The 18,980-nt window shown below is 67.3% G+C and carries 12 protein-coding genes; 3 read left to right on the top strand and 9 right to left on the bottom strand.

The features are described from left to right. Window positions 1-50 precede the first annotated feature (50 nt). Window positions 51-968, top strand: a complete 918-nt coding sequence (locus F3I62_RS04795; protein WP_160488552.1) for an AraC family transcriptional regulator — start codon at window positions 51-53, stop codon at window positions 966-968. Window position 969: 1 nt separating this feature from the next. Here F3I62_RS04795 and F3I62_RS04800 read toward each other — a convergent pair whose 3' ends face one another. After that, on the bottom strand, window positions 970-1,857 hold the full coding sequence (locus F3I62_RS04800) for an RluA family pseudouridine synthase (protein WP_160488553.1): 888 nt from the start codon (window positions 1,855-1,857) through the stop codon (window positions 970-972). Window positions 1,858-2,040: 183 nt separating this feature from the next. Between F3I62_RS04800 and F3I62_RS04805 the strand changes: the two genes are divergently transcribed. Then, on the top strand, window positions 2,041-2,754 hold the full coding sequence (locus F3I62_RS04805; protein ID WP_160488554.1) for an aspartate/glutamate racemase family protein: 714 nt from the start codon (window positions 2,041-2,043) through the stop codon (window positions 2,752-2,754). Between the two features lie 38 nt (window positions 2,755-2,792). Here F3I62_RS04805 and F3I62_RS04810 read toward each other — a convergent pair whose 3' ends face one another. Then, the gene (locus F3I62_RS04810) at window positions 2,793-4,370 is read right to left on the bottom strand and encodes a sensor domain-containing diguanylate cyclase (protein WP_160488555.1); all 1,578 of its coding nucleotides are present in this window, start codon (window positions 4,368-4,370) and stop codon (window positions 2,793-2,795) included. 62 nt (window positions 4,371-4,432) lie between these two features. Next, window positions 4,433-5,797, bottom strand: a complete 1,365-nt coding sequence (chrA, locus tag F3I62_RS04815) for a chromate efflux transporter (RefSeq protein ID WP_160488556.1) — start codon at window positions 5,795-5,797, stop codon at window positions 4,433-4,435. 177 nt (window positions 5,798-5,974) lie between these two features. Between chrA and F3I62_RS04820 the strand changes: the two genes are divergently transcribed. Continuing rightward, the gene (locus tag F3I62_RS04820; RefSeq protein ID WP_160488557.1) at window positions 5,975-7,234 is read left to right on the top strand and encodes an NAD(P)/FAD-dependent oxidoreductase; all 1,260 of its coding nucleotides are present in this window, start codon (window positions 5,975-5,977) and stop codon (window positions 7,232-7,234) included. 71 nt (window positions 7,235-7,305) lie between these two features. Here the strand turns inward: F3I62_RS04820 and F3I62_RS04825 are convergent, their stop codons facing one another. The 6 genes from F3I62_RS04825 to F3I62_RS04850 are packed head-to-tail and all read right to left on the bottom strand — an operon-like array spanning window position 7,306 to window position 18,975. Further along, window positions 7,306-9,828 carry an HlyD family secretion protein gene (locus F3I62_RS04825; protein WP_160488558.1) on the bottom strand — a complete coding sequence of 841 codons (2,523 nt, stop codon included), beginning with the start codon at window positions 9,826-9,828 and terminating at the stop codon, window positions 7,306-7,308. Beyond that, complete coding sequence (locus tag F3I62_RS04830) at window positions 9,825-11,339, bottom strand: hypothetical protein (protein ID WP_160488559.1); 1,515 nt, start codon at window positions 11,337-11,339, stop codon at window positions 9,825-9,827. The genes F3I62_RS04825 and F3I62_RS04830 overlap by 4 nt, the downstream gene beginning before the upstream one ends. A 6-nt stretch (window positions 11,340-11,345) precedes the next feature. After that, the gene (locus F3I62_RS04835; RefSeq protein ID WP_160488560.1) at window positions 11,346-12,419 is read right to left on the bottom strand and encodes an alpha/beta fold hydrolase; all 1,074 of its coding nucleotides are present in this window, start codon (window positions 12,417-12,419) and stop codon (window positions 11,346-11,348) included. 4 nt (window positions 12,420-12,423) lie between these two features. Beyond that, on the bottom strand, window positions 12,424-14,034 hold the full coding sequence (locus tag F3I62_RS04840; protein ID WP_160488561.1) for an alkaline phosphatase family protein: 1,611 nt from the start codon (window positions 14,032-14,034) through the stop codon (window positions 12,424-12,426). Further along, window positions 14,031-14,345, bottom strand: a complete 315-nt coding sequence (locus F3I62_RS04845; protein WP_160488562.1) for an acyl carrier protein — start codon at window positions 14,343-14,345, stop codon at window positions 14,031-14,033. Before F3I62_RS04845 ends, F3I62_RS04840 begins: the two co-directional genes overlap by 4 nt. Then, a complete protein-coding gene (locus F3I62_RS04850) occupies window positions 14,338-18,975 on the bottom strand; it encodes a type I polyketide synthase (protein ID WP_160488563.1) in 4,638 nt (1,545 codons plus the stop codon). Before F3I62_RS04850 ends, F3I62_RS04845 begins: the two co-directional genes overlap by 8 nt. Between the last annotated feature and the right edge of the window lie 5 nt (window positions 18,976-18,980).

Consider the following 18,980-nt stretch of genomic DNA (forward strand, 5'->3'; position numbering starts at 1 on the left):
GCCGAACGCCGCGGGGTAAGCTCGCGACACGCCCCGAGGAGACTCCGGCCATGCCGCCATCCACCCGCCCAGAAGCCCACAGCGAAGCCCTGCAGCACGAACTGGTCGAGCGGGTCGCCCGCTTCGCGCCCGCCGAAGGCATCAACGAATCGGCGATCGGTGCACTGGCGCTGATGCGCGGCTCGCTGCCCTCGCCCATCGTGCACACCCTGTACCGCCCGGCGCTGTGCATCATGGCCCAGGGGCAGAAGGTGGTGAGCCTGGAGGACGAGCGCTACGTCTACGACCCGCTGCATTATCTGGTGGCCTCGGTCACCCTGCCGGTCACCGGCCAGGTCACCCTGGCCTCGCCGGAGCAGCCGTACCTGAGCCTGCGCCTGGAGATCGATCCCGGCGAGATCGGCAAGCTGATCGCCGAGGCCGGCCCGGTCGGCGTGCCCGCTCGCGGCACGGGCCGCGGCCTGTACGTCGAACGCCTGGATGCGCCGCTGCTGGACGCCGTGCTGCGCCTGTTGCGCCTGCTCGACAGCCCGCGCGACATCGCCATGCTCGCCCCGCTGGTGCAGCGGGAAATCCTCTACCGCCTGCTGTGCAGCCCCCAGGGCCAGGTGCTGCGCGACATCGCCAACGCCGACAGCCAGACTCACCGGGTGACCCGCGCCATCGACTGGCTCAATCAGAACTTCAATGCACCGCTGCGCATCGAGGAGCTGGCGCGGGTCGCCAGCCTCAGCCCCTCGGCCCTGCACCACCGCTTCAAGGCGGTCACCGCCATGAGCCCGCTGCAATACCAGAAGCAGTTGCGCCTGCAGGAAGCGCGGCGGCTGATGCTCTGCGAAAACCTCGAAGTGTCGGCGGCCGGCTACCGGGTCGGCTACGAGAGCCCGTCGCAGTTCAGCCGCGAATACAGCCGCCTGTTCGGCGCCCCGCCGCTGCGCGATCTGGCGCGGCTGCGCAACGCTGGTTGAGTCACCAGTCCAGCGTCAGCCGACTCTCGAAGGCGCGCTCGACGCCACTCAGCGGATCGATGAAACGCAGGGCCTGGGCCAACAGCTTGAGCGGGCGGCTGTAGTCGTCCGCGGCATCTCGGGCATCGAGCAGCGCGGGGTAGAAAGTGTCGTTGCAGATGCCGGCCCCGAGCGCCGCCATGTGCACCCGCAGCTGGTGCTTCTTGCCGGTCACCGGGAACAGGCGGTAGCGCCACAGCTCGCCATTGCGTTCGACGACCTCGATGCGGGTTTCGGTGTTGGCCTCGCCCGCGCCTTCCTGCATGCGGAAGAACGGCTCGCTGGCGACCAGGCGGGTGGCCCGCTGCAGGGGGAATTGCAGTTCGGGCAGGGCCGCGGCGATGGCCTCGTAGCGCTTGTCGATGCGCCGCTCGCGGAACAGCGCCTGATAGGCGCCACGGCTCTGCGGGTTGGCGGAGAACAGCACCAGCCCGGCGGTGTGCCGGTCGATGCGGTGCAGCGGCACCAGGTGCGGATTGCCCAGGCGCCGGGTCAGGCGCGCCTGCAGGGTTTCCTCGACGTACTCGCCGGCCGGCATCACCGAGAGGAAATGCGGCTTGTCCGCCACCACCAGGTGTTCGTCCACATGCAGCACGGCCTCCTCGAAGGGGATCCGCGTCTCCGCCAGCACTTCGCGGTAGTACTGCACGCGCAGGCCTTCGCGGTAGGGATGCGCGGGGCCGATCGGCTGGCTGTCGGCATCCAGCACGCGGCCACGGGCCATGCGGTCGAGCCAGGTGTCGCGACTGATCGCCGGGAAGTGCCCGCACAGGCAGTCGAGCACGGTCGACCAGGGGCCGGCCGGCAGGTGCAGGATGCTCGGGCGAATGCTGGGGGCGGTGGCGGACATGGACGGGCTCGGCTGACAACTCGACGGCGCGCATTATTCCCCAGTCCGGCGGCAAATGCCCGGCCATCCGTCATTCACTGGCAGCCCGGTACAGCCTGGGCGGCAAACACCCCGCGACTGTCACTACAGCCGCCGCGCGACTTGGCGCAGCATGACCCGACCTGCACACACTGGGAGCACCGGATGAAAACCATCGGCCTGATCGGCGGCATGAGCTGGGAGTCGACCATCCCCTACTACCGTCACCTCAACGAGGCGGTGAAGGCGCGCCTGGGCGGCCTGCATTCGGCCAAGCTGGTGCTGTTCAGCGTCGACTTCCACGAGATCGAGCGCCTGCAGCAGAGCGGCGACTGGGACCAGGCCGGGCGCCTGCTGGCCGCTGCGGCGCAGGCCCTGGAACGGGCCGGCGCCGAGCTGCTGGTGCTCTGTACCAACACCATGCACAAGGTGGCGCCGGCCATCGAGCAGGCGGTGGGCATTCCCCTGCTGCATATCGCCGACCCCACCGCCGCGGCGATCCAGGCCGCCGGGCTGAGCACGGTCGGCCTGCTCGGCACCCGCTTCACCATGGAGCAGGCCTTCTACCGCGAGCGCCTGGAGCTGCGCCACGGCATCCGCGTGCTGATCCCGGACGAGCCGCAGCGCCGGGACGTGCACCGGATCATCTACGAGGAACTGTGCCTGGGCCAGGTCCGCGAAGAGTCGCGGGAAACCTATCGCCACATCATCGCCAGCCTGGTGGCCCAAGGCGCGCAGGCGGTGATCCTCGGCTGCACCGAGATCGGCCTGCTGGTCGGCGCCGGGGACGCCGGCGTGCCCCTGTTCGACACCACCAGCCTGCATGCCCGGCAGGCGGCCGAGTGGGCGCTGGCCGGGGAGGCGGCAAGCGCAGGCTAGCAGGCCGTTTCGACGCCCTGGGGAGGAGCAACGTTCTACTAGCCGATCGCCTGGGCCACGTTCTGGTCGTACAGCAGAACCCGGTCACGCCCGGCGGCCTTGGCCGCATAAAGCGCCAGGTCGGCACGCTGCACCAGCTGCTCCGGCCGATCCCCCGGCTGCGGCAGCAGCACATGCACCCCGGCGCTCAGGCTCAGGCGCAGCCAGGGGCAGCCGGCATGCACGATGGCTTGCGCCTCGACCGTCGCGCGCACCTGCTCGGCCACCAGCAGGGCGCCCTGGGCGTCGGTTTCCGGCAGCAGCAGGCAGAACTCCTCGCCGCCATAGCGCGCCGCCAGATCGGCCGGGCGCTTCTGCCCGCCGCGGATGGCCTTGGCCACCGCGCGCAGGCACTCGTCGCCGGCCGAATGGCCGTAGATATCGTTGTACTGCTTGAAGTAGTCGACATCGAACAGCACCAGCGCCAGCGGCCGCTGGTAGCGCGCGGCGCGGGCGATCTCGTCGTCCAGGGCGCGCATCAGCCGCCGGCGGTTGGCCAGATGGGTCAGTTCGTCCTCCAGCGCCTGTTTCTCCAGGCGCAGGTTGAAGGCGCGCAGCGCATCGCGGGTGGCACGCAGTTCGACTTCGGTCCTCTGCCCGCGCTTGATCAGGCGGATCAGGTAGAAGCCGAGCAGCCAGATCAGGCTGACCAGCACGCCGATCACCATGAGCTGGCGAGCGGTGTCGGCTCGCCAGTCGGCCAGGATGTCCTCCTTGGCCAGGCCGGCGATGACCACCAGCGGGTAGCCCTGGATCTGCCGGTAGCTGAACAGGCGCTCGACCCCATCGAGTATCGAGGCATGCATCGAGCTGCCCACCGGGCGCTGCGGCAACAGTCTCTTGAAGACCGGGCCGTTGGCGATGCTCGAACCTATGGTCGACTCGAGGAAGGGCTTGCGCACCAGCACGGTGCCGTCGTTCAGCGCCAGGCTGATGGTGCCGCTGTCGCGGATATCGAAGGTGCCGTAGAACTGCTGGAGATAGCCGATGGACAGGGTCGCCAGGGCCACCCCGGCAAAGTTGCCCTGGGCATCCTCCAGGCGCCGGGACAGCGGAATCACCCACTCGTTGGTGGTGCGGCTGCGGATCGGCGGGCCGACATGGGGATCATGGTCGTCCGGATGCTCGCGGTGGAAGATGAAGTACTCGCGATCGGCATTGTTAGCGCCGGGCGGAATCGTGCCGAAGGAAGTCACCAGCCAGTTGCCGTCGCGGTCGTAGGCGAACAGGCCATGCAGTTCGGCCTGCTCGTAGACATGCTGGCGCATCAGGCCATTGAGGCGCTGCAGCTGGGGTTCGGCGGTGCCGTCGACCTGCAGGCGCTCGACCAGGTCGAGCAGCACGGTATCGGCCTTCTTCAGGGTATCGGCGGCCTGCCGCGCCAGGGCCGCCGTCAGGTTGGAGGTTTCCACCTGCGCCTCGCGCAACTGCACGCCACGGGCCTTCCAGATCAGCCAGGCATCGGTGGCCAGCAGCGCCAGGCAGACCAGCACCACAAAGCCCCGCGCCAATGGCAGCACGCCCGGCTCGAGCAGCCGGTGGCGCCATACTGGCACGGCCTTGCGCTTGACTGTCATCAGTGGCTACCCGCTCCTGAGCAAAAACCCTACTGCCTGAATAGAAGAAAGGGGCGCCCCGGTCAATACGACTGACGGATCAGGTGCACCAGCAGGCCGAGCGCGGCACTGGCCAGCAGGACCTCGATCACCCCGCGCTTGAACCCCAGCAAGGCCACCCCCGCCGCCACGGCGAGCAGCGCCGAGGGCCAGTCGAAGGCACCGGCGAAGCCCGCGGGCCAGAGCACATGGTAGGCGAAGAACAGGGCCAGGTTGAGGATCACTCCGACCACCGCCGCGGTGATGGCGGTCAGTGGCGCGGTGAAGCGCAGCTCGTTGTGGGTCGCCTCGACCAGCGGCCCGCCGATCAGGATGAACAGGAAAGACGGCAGGAAGGTGAACCAGGTCACCAGGCTGGCCGCCACGGCGCCGCTGAGGAAGGCCGAGTCGGCGCCGAACACCGGCTGCAGGTAGGCGCCGACGAAACCGACGAAGGCCACCACCATGATCAGCGGCCCCGGTGTGGTCTCGCCCAGGGCCAGGCCGTCGATCATCTGCGTCGCGCTCAGCCAGCCGTAGTGGCCGACCGCGCCCTGGTAGACGTAGGGCAGCACCGCATAGGCGCCGCCGAAGGTCAGCAGCGCGGCCTTGGTGAAGAACCAGGCCATCTGCGTCAGGGTGCCGTCCCAGCCGTACAGGACCGTCAGCAGGCCCATCGGCAGCAGCCACAGGGCCGCGCCGAGCAGCAGCAAGGCGAGCAGGCGCGACCAGCGAAAGCGCACATGGGCGGGCGCCGGCGTGTCGTCATCGATCAGCGCCGGGCCGAACGACGAGGCCGCGGCGGCATGCCCGCCGCCCACGGCGAAATGCTGCGGCACCAGGCGCCCGCCGAGCAAGCCGAGCGCAGCGGCGCCCAGCACGATCAGCGGGAACGGCAGGTTGAGGGCGAAGATGGCGACGAAGGACGCCGCGGCGATGCCCCACAGCCAGTTGTTCTGCAGCGCCCGCGAACCGATGCGGTGGGCCGCCTGTACCACGATGGCGGTCACCGCCGGCTTGATGCCGTAGAAGATCCCCGCCACCAGCGGCACGTCGCCGAAGGCGATGTACAGCCAGGACAGGGCGATCAGGATGAACAGCGAAGGCAGCACGAACAGCGCCCCGGCGATCACCCCGCCCCAGCTGCGGTGCAGCAGCCAGCCGATATAGGTGGCCAGTTGCTGGGCTTCCGGGCCGGGCAGCAACATGCAGTAGTTGAGGGCATGCAGGAAACGCCGCTCGGAAATCCAGCGGCGGCGCTCGACCAGCTCCTGGTGCATGATCGAGATCTGCCCGGCCGGCCCGCCGAAGCTGATGAAGCCGAGCTTGAGCCAGAACCACAGGGCCTGCAGCAGGCTCACGCTGGCCGGCCTGTCCGCTGCCTCGGTCACGGTTCGTTCCTCCCCCATCGCCCTTGCCTCCCATCCGGCCCAGTCGCTGTGCATGGCCGCGAATGGTCGCACAAAGCCGTGACCGTCGCTCGACGCGGCAGGCGCGGACGGCAAAATGGCATGATCGGCAGGGACGCCGGCGCCGCGGCTGCATAAACTAGCGGCTATCCGCTTCCCTTCTGCCCGAGGTTCTCCATGACAGACGCTGCATCCTCCACCGCCATCATCATCGGTGCCGGCCACGCCGGCGGCGAACTGGCCGTCAGCCTGCGCAACGAAGGCTGGAGCGGACGCATCCTGCTGATCGGCGAGGAAGCGCACCTGCCCTACCACCGCCCGCCGCTGTCCAAGGCCTACCTGGCCGGCAGCGTGGAGAAGAGCAGCCTGGCCATCCGCCCGCAGGCCGCCTACGACCGGGCCAAGGTGGAAATCCTCGGCGGCGTGCGGGTCGAGGCCATCGACCGGGCCAGCAAGACCGTGCGCCTGGCCGACGGCCGCAGCCTGGCCTATGACAAGCTGGCCATCGCCACCGGCGGCCGCCCGCGCCCGCTGAGCGTGCCCCAGGCCAAGGCCGCCGAGGCCTGCAACAACTTCCACTACCTGCGCACCCTAGACGATGTCGAGCGGATCCGCAGCCAGCTGGCCCCGGGCAAGCGCCTGGTGATAGTCGGCGGCGGCTACATCGGCCTGGAAGTGGCCGCCAGCGCCGTGCAGCAGGGCCTGCAGGTGCAGGTACTGGAAGCCATGCCTCGCGTGCTGCAGCGGGTCACTGCCGGCGAACTGTCGGCCTACTACGAGCGCAAGCACCGCGAAGCCGGGGTGGAGATCCACACCAACGTGCAGGTCAGCGACCTGGAACTGGATGCCAGCGGCCAGGCCGTCAGCGCCGTGCTGTGCAGCGATGGCACGCGCATCGCCGCCGACCTGGTGGTGGTCGGCATCGGCCTGATAGCCAACACCGAACTGGCCGAAGCCGCGGACCTGCAAGTGGACAACGGCATCCTGGTCGACCAGTACGCGCAGACCTCGGACCCTGACATCTACGCCGCCGGCGACTGCACCAACCACCCCAACGCCCTGCTCGGCCGCCGCCTGCGCCTGGAGTCGGTGCCCAACGCCCTGGAGCAGTCGCGCTGCGCCGCCGCGGCGATCAACGGTACGCTCAAGGCCTACGCCTCGGTGCCCTGGTTCTGGTCCGACCAGTATGAGCTGAAACTGAAGATGGTCGGCCTGTCCCAGGGGTACCAGCAGCTGGTGCTGCGCGGCACGCCGGACAGCGACAGCTTCTCGGCCTTCTACCTGAAGGACGGCAAGGTCATCGCCGCAGACACGGTCAACCGCCCCCAGGACTTCATGGCCGCCAAGCGCCTGATCGCCGAGGGCATCGTCCTCGGCGCCGAGCAGCTGGCCGATGACAGCAGGCCGCTGAAGGAACTGCTGCCGCCGGCGGCCTGAGCCAGGCATGAAAAAACCGGCCGACTGGCCGGTTTTTTCATGGCGCGCCAGCTACCTGCTGACGCTTCCCATCAGGGAATCCACGACCACAGTTCCACGTCGATGAAGCGGAAGATCGCCCGGGTGAAGGCCTTCCACACCGGCAGTTCCTCGCTGCCGACCTTGGCGTAGCCGGTCATGCCGGACTTCAGTTCGCCCTGGGCGTTCTCGATCACGGTGAGCACCTTGACGTACTTGCCACTGGAGTTCTCGATCACGTTGGCGTCGATCTGCGTCACCCGGCCGTCGAAGTAACGATCGGAATAGGCCAGCGGCTTGACCTTGAGCACGGCCCCCTCCTGCACGTAGCCGATCTCGGTTTCCGGCACCTCGATCTCGGCGAACACCTGGTTGGCCTTCTCGATCACCGCGAAGGTCTCGCCCGGGCCCAGGTACTTGCCGGTCTTCTGTTTGAGCAACAGGGTGATCAGCTTGCCGGACATCGGCGCACGCAGTTGCGAACGCTCGATCTTCGCCAGGTACATGTCGCGCTCGCTGCGCCAGCGCTGCACCTGGGCCTCGGCGGCGGCAATGCTATCCGCGCTGGCGCCGGTCTTGACCAGGGCCAGGTTGGCCGCGGACACCTGGATCGCCATCAGGTCCACCTCGTACTGACGCTGCGCCTGCTCGGCCTGCTGCGCGGACACCCCGCCCCTGGCCAGCAGGGTGGCATGCCGCTGGTAGTTGGAGCGGCTGAACTGCGCCTGGGTCCGCGCCATCTGCAGGCTCTGCTCGGCCACCGCCACTTCCTCGGCGCGCGGGCGCGCCTTGAGTTCGGCAACCATCGCCTGTTCCTCGGCGATCCGCGCCTCGGCGATGCGCACCTGGCTCTCATAGTCGCCGGTGGCCAGGCGGGCCAGCAACTGCCCGGCCTGCACCTCCTCGCCGCCGTTGAACAGCACTTCGCTGACGATGCCATCGACATCGGTGGCCACCTGCTGCTGCTCCACCGGCAGGATCACGAAGGAGCCGCCCGGCTCGTAGGGATAGGGCAGGAACAGGCAGATCAGCAGCGACAGCAGCAGCGCCCGACGGGTATAGCGCGCCAGCTTGTTGGCCGGCTTGAGGTTGATCTTGCTTTCCACGTCCTCCGGCAGGCGCCGGCGTTTCCAGCGCTCGTACTGCAGGGCGCGCTCGTACATCTCGTTGGCCGAGCTGAACTTGCGGTAGGTCAGCACGCTCAGGTAGCCGACCAGCAGCACGCAGACCAGCACCCCGGTGCCGCTGAAATTCAGCTTCAGCCAGCTGCCGATCATCAACAGGGCGACGACGAACAGCAGCACCGAATAGAGGATCGAGGCCAGGCCGTAGGCCATCAGCGCGGTGTCGTTGGCTTCGCGGTAGGCATTGCCCTTGATCCGCCCGAACAGCGCCTTGAACGCCTTGCCGCGCAGCTGCGGCTCGTCCAGCAGCACGGCGATCAGGTGGTAGCCGCTGCTTTTCGACAGCGGGTTGAGGGTCAGTAGCAGCGCCATGGCACTGACCACGGTCAGCGCCAGGCCGATCACCGGCAGCGAACCGCTGGAGGCGCGGCTCAGGTACCAGATGAAGGCGCCGAGGCTGAACAGCGCCACGCGCATCAGTACCGGGCCGGCATGCAGCCACAGGCGCTCGCGGCGGGTCAGGCCGATCAGGTTGCTGATCTTCGGCATGAAGCGCGGCAGGAAGCCGAGCATGAAGGCCACGGACAGGCTGTTGACCGTGCCACGGTACTTCTGTGCGGTCAGGGCCAGGGTCAGGGTACACAGCAGGTTGACGCTGAACAGGCTGAACAGGATCTGGCCGATCGGCCCCAACCCGCTGAGCCGGCTCGCCACATCGTTCTGCAACAGGTCGAAGTTGCTGATGACGATACCCAGGGCCATCACCAGCAGCAGCGGCAGGACGAAGACCAGGTACTTCAGCGGCTCGACCCAGTCCAGCATCGACTTGAGCAGCGCCCGCGGATTGAACAGATGCAGCACCGGGATCTGCAGGGTGTCGTCCATGCCGGCGAAGCCGCGTACGCCGGCCTGCAGCTTGTCGCCATCGCCGCCCGCCTTGGCTCCATCATTGGAGGCGCCGCCGCTCCTGGCCGCCGGTGCCGCGGCTGCGGCTGGCGCCTTGGCCGCTTGCCCGGCCCCCGGCGCTTCGGCCTTGCCGCGGAACTTGGCGACCTTCTCCTCGAGCAGGCGCTGCAGGTCCTGTTGCAACCGCTCGCGATAGGGTGCGACCAGCGGATGGGAGGCCGCGGCCAGACCGAGCAGGCGCTGGTCGATCAGGTTGACCAGCAGCTTCTCCAGGTCGGCGCGGCTGAGCACCTCGGAAAACCGCCGCTCGTAGCTGGCGGCCAGGGCGACGAATTCCTCGTCGACCTGGAGCATCTCCAGGATGAAGAACTGGCGGGTCTCGAACTCCCAGTGCAGCTCGCTGGACGGGTCGCGCACCACATACAGCGGCTCGTGCTTGCCGTTGCGCAGGAACACCGAGAGGCCCTTGCGCAGCAGCTGCGGCGTGGCGATCTTGCGGGCGTCGCCGAGGTCGGATTGTTGCTTGGCCGAGATAGTGCCATTCATAGCGCAGGGCTTCCTTTTGACCGATCACGGATCCCGGCGCTGGGCGCGGCGGAGGTCATGGCTTTGCGCGGGGCGAAGAACACTTCGCAGCCGCCGCGCGGGTTGTCGATGTAACGGTCGCCGCCGAGCGGCCAGACTTTCGGGCCGAACGGGTTGGCGGCCCCGAGGAACAGGCCGTAGGGCGAGGAGACGATGGTGCGCATGCCAATGTTGTAAGGGTTGCCCATGCCATCGGTGGTCACCGGCACCCAGTTCTCGCCGTCATGGCTGCGGTACAGGTCGAAGCCCGACTGGCGATTGAAGATGAATTCCTCGCCGACGCTGTTGACCATGTTGAGGAACGGCGCCGGCCAGCTGTCGCGCCGCGCGTAGCCGAGCAGGCCGCTCCAGTCGAAGGTCGACAGGTACAGCCAGCCCTCGTGCTCGGCCATGCGCCAGAAGTAGCCGTTGAAGAAGTTGTCGAAGCCGGGCATGTAGCCGGACAGCGGCTCCTTCCAGCCGGCGGCGGTCATCCGCGCATCGCCGACCAGCAGGTCCCAGCTGTTGTCCGGGTGGATGCGGATCAGCTCCGGGGCGGCCGGGCCGACCCCGTTCTGCCGGTCGATGCCGCCGCCCTGGATGGCGCTGCCGACATACAGCGCGCCCTTGAACGCGTACATGCTCAGCACCGACTGGTTCAGCGGGCCGCGGTCGGCGCCGTCGGCTATCACTCGCTCCCAGTGGTAGGGCTTGCTCTCGCAGGTGCTGCGCCAGACCTGGAAGCCCTTGAGGTTGAAGGTGCCGACATACAGGTGATCATTGAACGCGCACATCTCGAAGATGGTCTTGTTGCCATCGTCGCCGAAGCCGAAGTCGCTCACCGCCTGCCACTGGCCATCCTCCGGCGCCTCGCTCTCGTAGACGATGGAGTGCGAGGAGACGTTGGGGTTGCCGCCGCGCGAGCCGGCCGGCGTGGTGTACATACGGCCCTTGAAGGCCACCATGGTACGGATGGTGGTCACCGGCAGGCCCATCAGGCCCGGTTCGCAGGTAGGCGTGAAGTTCAGCCCGTCTTCCGTACGCAGCAGCAGCGGGCCGGGGCCCTTGGCCGGCGACCAGGTGCTGACGAACAGGCCAGGCGGCCGACCCTTGCTGCCCGGATACACGCACATGCCGCGAAAACCCAGCTCGCGGGGGATCTTCGAGCCATCGCTGCCGATGATGGTCGGCGCCTTGAACACCCGCCGCCACTCATCCTTGCGCGGGTCGTAGCGCCAGATTTCGGCATGCAGGTCGAGGTCGAAGGGATTGGCCGGACATTCCACCGGCCAGGGGTCCATGCTGATCGGCAGGCGTGCCTTCATCAGCGGGAAGTTGCCGCGGGTGGTGCCGATATACAGGTAGTCGTTGAACCAGGCCATGGCATGGGCGTAGGCATTGACCCCGTCGCCGAAGCCGTTGCGGGCGATCAGCTGAAAATCGTCCTGGCTCAGGCCGGCCGGTACACGAACTTTGCTGGTACTGCTGAACATGCTGGGTTACCGGGCCCGCGCTTTACGCGCGACCATCTGCGAGATGAAGGAGTCGAGATGGGCCAGGGCCTCCTCGAACTGGGCGAAAGGCCCCTCCTCCGTGCCCTCGCGGGTGGTGAAGAACCATTTGTCATCCTGGCTGTAGAGGCGGTCGCTGCGAAAGAACGGCTGCTGCAGTTCATCGCACGAGCGCTGCCGGCGTGCATTTGCCTGGCTGGCATGGCGCAGGAAGAACTCGAAGGAACGGATCAGCTTCTGCGGCCGCGAAGCCGGGAAGAAATGCCCGGCACCACGCACCAGACGAAAGTCCGCCTCCGGCCACACGCTGAGCAGCAGCTCGCCGGTGGTCACCGCCTGCGAACGCTCGCCGTAGATGGCCAGAACCGGGAAATCAAGCTGACGCAGGCGCTCTACCGCCAGGCCGTCATCGCCCATCAGCTCGTGCTGGGCCGAGGTGGTTTCCAGCAGTTTCACCCACTGGTCGGCGGTGCGTTTGCCGGAGCTGCCCATCAAGGGGTTGATCAGCTCGCGCAGGGCGTCGGGCAATTCCTGCCGGTTCAGTTGCAGGGCGGCCGCCTCCTTGAGCAGGCGGTAGCCGAAATAGGGCTCACGGGTATTCAGGTCGATCCCGTGATCGTCGAGGATGCGCTGGATATGCTCGGCATAGCGCCAGTCGCTGCCCACATTGCGGATCGCCGCGATGTGGGTATCGGCGATGGTCAGGCTGGAAATACACTGCGGATGGGCACAGGCCAGGCTCAGCGCAATCACCCCGCCGAAGCTGTGGGCAATGAAGTGCGCCCGTTCGATGCCCAGGTGCTCCAGCAGCAGGCGCAGGTCCTCGGCCTGTACGGCCGGGGTGTAGCCCGTTGCGCTCATGCTGGAACGGCCGTGGCCGCGCAGGTCATACATGGTCACCCGGTAGTTGCGGGCCAGCGCATGGCCGACCTGCATGTACCAGAAGGCCAGGTTGGCGGCGAGGCCGTGGATCAGCACCACATCCTCGACCTCATCGCCTTCGCGCTCGCATGCCAGCTGCTGGTAGTGCAGCTTGATGCCATTGACCTCGGCCATCGCCATAGCGTTATTCCATGTACCCGAGCATCTGCAGCTGCGCCATCAGCTTTTCCTTCTCGTCATCGGCCATGCCTTCGGCGTCCTCGTCCAGCTTGACGCCACGGGTCGACTCGCCGATGCGGATCGGGTTCTGGTTCAGCCAGGGCTTGATGAACATGTCGGCCGGCACCTTGCCTTCGAAGTCACCGGGCACTTCCAGGCCCTGGCTGTAGAGCAGGGTCGCGCCGACGTCGCAGATGTGCCGACGCTCGATCTTCACGCCCTTGCGGATGCCAGGGCCGCAGGCGATGAAGATGCCGTCCGGGTGGTGGGTACCGGCCGGCTCTTCACGCGGCTCGACGATCGGCAGCTTGTTCTTGATCGAGACGAAGCCGAAGTCGCGCAGCACCAGCAGCAGGTCCGGCGCATCCAGCATCGCCGGGCCGGCGAAGACTTCCTCGCGCAGGTGGATTTCGCTGACGATGCTCTCGCCGGTGAGCGGGTCCTTGAGCGCCTTGATATCGAGGATCAGCTGCTCGCGGAACGCCTCGTAGTCTTCCGGCTTGATCCCGGTCTCGCCCGGATTGCGTGCCACGCGGATATTGATGCCGTTGCTCGACGGCGTGCGGCAGTAGGCAGTGGTCTTGGACCAGTCGAGGTTGGCGAACATGCTGTCCTCGCGACGCTTGGCGGCCTCGGAGTCCGGATCGAGCACTTCCTTCCAGTGCAGGTAGCCCTTCTCGAACAGCCAGGCGTTGATCCGCACCACTTCGGTGGTGGCGGTAAAGCCGTGGTCGGAGGCCATGAACACCTGCACATCCGGACCGGCCATGGTCACCAATTCCTCGATGAAACCGTCGAGCTGACGGAAGTAGTCCAGGCACAGGGCGCGCATGCGCTTGTGGTAGTCGCTGACCCCGTCGTGCTGCAGGGCCGGATCGAGGAACAGCCAGGCCTGGTGCTGCAGCTTGTCGACGCCGTCGAACATCACGGCCATCAGCTCAGGAGCTTCTTCCTTGAGCAGGAACTTGGCGATCTCGAACCACTGTTTCTCGCGCGGCAGGTGGTAGCGCACCCAGTTCTCGCGGTCCTCGTCGGTCAGGTCATTGACCGCCTGTTTTTCCTGCTCGAAGTCCCAGGCCAGCTCCTTGGGATCGAAGCCTGGCAGTTCTTCCTTGAGGCGGTCATAGAAGTTGACGGGTACGGTGTTGCGCCGCAGGTGCCGCCACGGAATGAAGCCCGGCACCATGAAGCCGTTGAGGTCCTTGGGTGGCGGCGCGGTGAACGGCAGGTTGAGCACGGCAACCCGGCGCTCCTGGCGGCTGGCGATCGACCAGATGGTTTCCGCCAGGTTGTCGCGCGAATCGTAGAGGGTGAAAAACACGTCCTCGCCACGTTCCTCGGCGCGGATGAAATCCAGCAGGCCGTGGTTGCCCGGGGTACGCCCGGTCATCAGCGAGACCCAGGCCGGCGGGGTCAGCGGGTTGGGCGTGGAGCGCAGTTCGCTGCGCGTGCCGCGGGACATCAGGCCACCGAGGAACGGCATGACCGCAGGACGCCCGTCCTTCTCTACCGTGAGGTCGTCGAGGATGGTGAAGGTGCAGCCATCCATCCCGATGAACAATGTACGTGTGGTCATGCCGGCACTCCTGTGAGTCTTGCGTGAACGAAGTCGATCACCTGGCCAATGGATAGATCATCGACGTAGCTGCCGTCGTTCATCAGCAGGTCCTGGAAGCCCATTTTCGGGCGGTTGTAGTGCTCTTCGATGGCCACCATCAGCTGAATGATGTCGACCGAGGCGAACTCCATGTCGGCGACCAAGCGGGTCTGGCTGCTGACGGCGCCACCCAGCTCGATGCCCCAGTCCTGGGTCAGGTCCTCGACGATGTGGATCAGGGTCTGCTCGATACTGCTTTTATCCAGCCCCACTGCGACAGCTTCAGCCATTGGTCACTCCATATTCCTGATAGTCCAACTCGGCCCCGGCCAGGGCGATCAGCAGATCGCCCTGTACTTCCAGGGCCACGCTTATTTGCGCGGGCGCCTGCTCGGCAGTCCCCGCGACATTCACCGTGGCGAAGGTCCAGTCTTCGCCGAACAGCACCTCGAAGCGCTCCGGCGCGCCCTGCAGGCCGCAGCCGAGGTACTTGGCGGCGGCTTCCTTGGCGCACCAGGTACGCAGGATCAGCTCGCCGCGCTGCTCGCCCGGCACGCCGTCCAGTGCCTGCTGCTCGTAGGCGCTGAAGGAGCCGGCCACCAGCTCCGGCCGTTGCAGGCGATCCAGGCGTTCGGCATCCACGCCGATGCGCCCGGCCGGCACCAGCGCTGCCAGGCAGCCGTGGCGGTCATGGGTCAGCGACACGCGCGGGGCGTCCAACCACTGGCCGTTCCACCAGCCGTCGACATAGGGCGCGCCGAGGTCGTCGTGCCACACCGAGATATCCGCCGGGCAGAACAGCTCGCCGGTCTGCTGGTAGAGGTAGTAGCGCGCCGCTTCCTTCAGGCACAGGCGGCCGTGCAGCCACTCGCGGGCCTGGCGCGTGTGGCGCACGGCTTCCCATTCGGCGCGCTCGTCCTCGGCGAGGATGGCGTGGGCGAGGATGCGCAGGAAGATCGCCGCCGACTGCTTGCAGAAGTCATCCGCCAGGTAGTTCAGCTGCCACAGCAGCACCTCTTCGGCGCAGACCAGGGTCGCCGCACCGCTCGCCAGCGGCGCGCCGAGCCAGCCGTTCATGGGCTCGCGGCGCAGCTGGTAGAAGGCGTTGGGCACCGGGAAGAAGATGTTGGAGAAACCGCTGGCACGCAGCAGCAGACGCCCCTCGTGCAGGCAGTCGAAATCCCACACCCGTGGCGCGCCCAGGCCCTGATCGGCACCGCCCTGCGGCTGCTGGCGACCGCGCAACTGGGCACCGGCGATATCGGCCGGCACGGAGCCATGCAATTCGATACGAGCGATATGCGAGGGGAAACTATTGAAGTCAGTGCCGACCTGCTGCGCCAGCCAGAAGGCGGCCAGCTGGCCGAGGGCATCCAACAGCACCGGATTGAGCACCAGGTCGCAGGGCTCGCCGTCCTGGATGAAACCCTCCAGGCTGCAGGAAGCCAACGCCGCGTCGATGCCTTCGCCCGACCAGCCGTGGATGCCGGCGATGCTCTGGAACAGCGGGCCATGGAACATGCCGGTGGTGTACAGCTCGGCATCCGCCCAGCGGTAGGCCTCGGCCGCCGCCAATGGCGCCAGCGGCGCGCCGTTCAGCGGCGCAGCAATACGGAACTCGGCGCTCATCACCTTGCTGCCGGCGTTGAACAGGCTGGCGCCATACTGGCGCGCCTGGGCGTCCAGGCACTCGGCCTCGACCTGCAAGGTCAGCTCGCCGCGATCCAGGGCGACCCAGTCGAAGGCACGGACATTCTCGATCAGGTTGATCGCCCGGCTGCCGGCCAGCACGGCGCAGGCCTCGGCCATGATCTCCAGGCTGGCCATCATCGCCACGCAGGCCAGGCCTTGCAGCTCGGGCTGATGGTAGGAGGACGGGCCGGACAGCACATGGTCGGCAAGAAAGCGGTCGGTCGACCACAGCGGGCATTGCGCGCGGAGTTTGTGCGCGCCCAGTTGCTGGATATCACTGAGCAGCGGCGTGACGATCGGCGCCCCCGCCAGGGGTACAGCCGCCGCGGGTTGCGCCGCCACGGGCGCCATGATCTCGCGCAGCACCTGGGCGATCTCGCCATCCACATGGATGAAGGGCATGGTGTTCTTGATCAGCAGGCCGCGCTTGGGCTCGACCAGCGGCTGCTCGAGGTCGAGCACCCGGCAGTTGCTGCCACGGAACAGCTTGCCCAGATCGACCGTCTTGCCGTTGACGAACAACGCGCCGAGCACACTGAACAACTGCTCGATACCGCTGCGTTTGCGCGCGTTGGAGGCCAGCGCGACGTACTCGCTGCCGCCGAGGATGTCGTTGACGAAACCGGTGAGGTTGCCCGACGGGCCGACCTCGATGAAGTAGCGCACGCCATCGCGGTGCATGTTGGCGATGGTTTCGCGAAAACGCACGGTATTCGACCACTGCGCCGCCGCCAGCTCGCAGACCTGTTCGGCCGCGGCCGGAAACAGTTCGGCGCTGGCGCAGGAATACAGCGGGGTCTTCGGCGTCTGCAGGCCGACCGCCTGGTAGTACTGGAGGAAGGCCGTGCTGACCGGGGCGAACAGCGGCGTGTGGTAGGCACGGTCGAACGGCAGCAGGGCACAGATGCCGCCCTCCTCGCTCAGGGTCTTGAGCAAACCGGCAATCGCTTCCTGGCTGCCGAACAGCACCAGCTGGTTCTGGCAATTGTCCATCGCCACCACCACCGACTCGCCGCTGGCAGCGATGTGCTGCTCGACCTGCGAGCGGCTCATGGCACCGACGGTGAGCAGCGCGCCGGTGGCGATATCGCCGGCCTCCAGCACACCGCGGTAGACCTTGTTCAGCTCACGGATGAAGTCGGCCAGTTGCTGGCGGTCGCTGAAGGCCATGGTGCCGGAGGCAGCCAACGCCGAGGACTCGCCGGTGCTGTGGCCGAGCATCACGTCCGGCTCCACGGCCAGGGCGCGCAGCAGGCTGAACATGGCCTGGCTGGCGACGAAGATAGCCTCCGAGCCGACATCCATATCGAACAGCCGCGCCTCCAGCTGGCCGCGCAGCGCATCGCTCAGCTCGCTCTGCGGCGGAAACAGGATATCGCTGCGCCCCGAGCCGGCCTGCTCGTCGTAGAGGCCCTGCCAGAAATCGAACCACTCGCGTACTTCGCCGAACTGCTGGGCCAGGTCGCTGAACATGTTCAGGTACTGCGAGCCCTCGCCGGGGAAGATGAAGGCCAGCTTGCCCTCCAGCGGCTGGCTGCAGAAGGACAGGCCGGTGCGGGTCATCCAGCGCGGCGACTTACCTTCGGCGACCTTTTTCGCCGCCTGCTGCAGCTTCTTCTCCAGCTCGGCCAGGTCGGCGACCAGCACGGCCAGGCGCACCGGCTTGCCACTGCAATCGCGGGCGGCCAGGGTGGCGGCCAGGTCAGCCAGGCGCAGGCTCGGGTTGGCGGCGATATAGCCCAGCACCTGCTGGATATCCTGCAGCAGCGCCGCCGTGGAATCGGCGGCGAACACGCACAGTTCGCAGTCGCGCTGACCCAGGCTCGGCGGGCGCAGGGCGCCGCGCGGCGCCTCTTCGAGAATGGCGTGGGTGTTGATCCCGCCGAAGCCGAAGGAGTTGATCCCGGCGCGGCGCGGCGCATCCGGTTTGGCGATCCAGGGTTTGCTGGCGGTGTTGACGTAGAGCGGGGTCTGCTCGATCTGCAGCTCGGGGTTGACCGTGCCACACAGGGTCGGCGGCAGGATCTTGTGGTGCAGGGCCAGGCTGGTCTTGATCAGTCCGGCGATGCCGGCGGCCGGGATGCAGTGACTGATCATCGACTTGACCGAACCGATCGCCACGCTGCCGAGCAGACCCTGGCGTGCACCGAGCACGCTGCGCAGGGCGGCGATCTCGGTCTTGTCGCCCAGCGGGATGCCGGTGCCGTGGGCCTCGATCAGCGAGATGCTGGCCGGTTCCACACCGCTGCCTTCATAAGCGCGGCGGATCGACAGGGCTTCGCCCTCCTCGCTTGGCGCCAGCAGGCCGGTGCCGCGGCCATCGCTGGCCTGACCGATGCCACGGATCACCGAATAGATGCGGTCGCCATCGGCCAGAGCGTCGTCGAGGCGCTTGAGTACCACCATACCCAGGCCTTCGCCGAGCAGGGTGCCATCGCTGCCCTGCTCGAACGGGCGGACTTTCTTGCGCCCACTCAAGGCACCGAGCTGGGTGAAGATCACCGAGACTTCGGCCGGCAGCGAGGCATTCACCCCGCCGGCGATCATCAGCCTGCTGCGGCCGTTGCGCAGTTCGTCCATGGCCGCGTTGACCGCCAGCAGCGAGGAGGAACAGGCGGCGTCGACGATGTAGTTCGGCCCCTTGAGGTTGAGGCGGTTGGCGATGCGCCCGGTCATCACGTTGGGCACCAGGCCCGGGGCGATGTCGGTGTTGGACGGCGGCAGCTTCTTCTGCAGCGCCGCGCGCAGGCGCGCCAGGTCGTCTTCGCTGAGGCTCGGCTGGGCCGCCTTGAGCAGCTCCAGGGTCTGGTCGAGGACGATGTGGTTCTGGATATGGCTGACCTGGCCACGGTGCAGGTAGGTGCTGTGGCCGAGGATGATGCCGGTGTCGCGGTGATCGTGTTCCTCGCTCAGGTAGCCGGCATCGAGCAGCGCGTCGCGGGCCACCTTGAGGGCGAGGAACTGGTCCGGCTCCCCGCCGTCCACCGAGTTGGGCATGATGCCGAACTCGCGCGGATCGAAGCGGTAGAGGTCACCCAGAAAGCCGCCGAACTGCGTGTCGATGCGCCCCGAACCCAGATAGCGCGCGGCTTCCCACTCGGCCAGCGGCTCGCCCACGGCATCCGTAGCGGCGAGAATATTGCGCCAGAAGCTGGCGATATCCGGGGCCTGCGGAAAGATGCAGGCCATGCCGATGATGGCGATCGGCTGGTTGGCTGGCTGGCTCATGCGAC

The organism is Pseudomonas sp. R-28-1W-6 (genome assembly GCF_009799925.1).
Lineage (GTDB): Bacteria > Pseudomonadota > Gammaproteobacteria > Pseudomonadales > Pseudomonadaceae > Aquipseudomonas.

What these genes read in the sequence shown, in the direction of transcription:
- F3I62_RS04795 (WP_160488552.1), top strand. Translation starts at nt 51, where the DNA reads ATGCCGCCATCCACCCGCCCAGAAGCCCACAGCGAAGCCCTGCAGCAC.
- F3I62_RS04800 (WP_160488553.1), bottom strand. Translation starts at nt 1,857, where the DNA reads ATGTCCGCCACCGCCCCCAGCATTCGCCCGAGCATCCTGCACCTGCCG.
- F3I62_RS04805 (WP_160488554.1), top strand. Translation starts at nt 2,041, where the DNA reads ATGAAAACCATCGGCCTGATCGGCGGCATGAGCTGGGAGTCGACCATC.
- F3I62_RS04810 (WP_160488555.1), bottom strand. Translation starts at nt 4,370, where the DNA reads ATGACAGTCAAGCGCAAGGCCGTGCCAGTATGGCGCCACCGGCTGCTC.
- chrA (WP_160488556.1), bottom strand. Translation starts at nt 5,797, where the DNA reads ATGGGGGAGGAACGAACCGTGACCGAGGCAGCGGACAGGCCGGCCAGC.
- F3I62_RS04820 (WP_160488557.1), top strand. Translation starts at nt 5,975, where the DNA reads ATGACAGACGCTGCATCCTCCACCGCCATCATCATCGGTGCCGGCCAC.
- F3I62_RS04825 (WP_160488558.1), bottom strand. Translation starts at nt 9,828, where the DNA reads ATGAATGGCACTATCTCGGCCAAGCAACAATCCGACCTCGGCGACGCC.
- F3I62_RS04830 (WP_160488559.1), bottom strand. Translation starts at nt 11,339, where the DNA reads ATGTTCAGCAGTACCAGCAAAGTTCGTGTACCGGCCGGCCTGAGCCAG.
- F3I62_RS04835 (WP_160488560.1), bottom strand. Translation starts at nt 12,419, where the DNA reads ATGGCGATGGCCGAGGTCAATGGCATCAAGCTGCACTACCAGCAGCTG.
- F3I62_RS04840 (WP_160488561.1), bottom strand. Translation starts at nt 14,034, where the DNA reads ATGACCACACGTACATTGTTCATCGGGATGGATGGCTGCACCTTCACC.
- F3I62_RS04845 (WP_160488562.1), bottom strand. Translation starts at nt 14,345, where the DNA reads ATGGCTGAAGCTGTCGCAGTGGGGCTGGATAAAAGCAGTATCGAGCAG.
- F3I62_RS04850 (WP_160488563.1), bottom strand. Translation starts at nt 18,975, where the DNA reads ATGAGCCAGCCAGCCAACCAGCCGATCGCCATCATCGGCATGGCCTGC.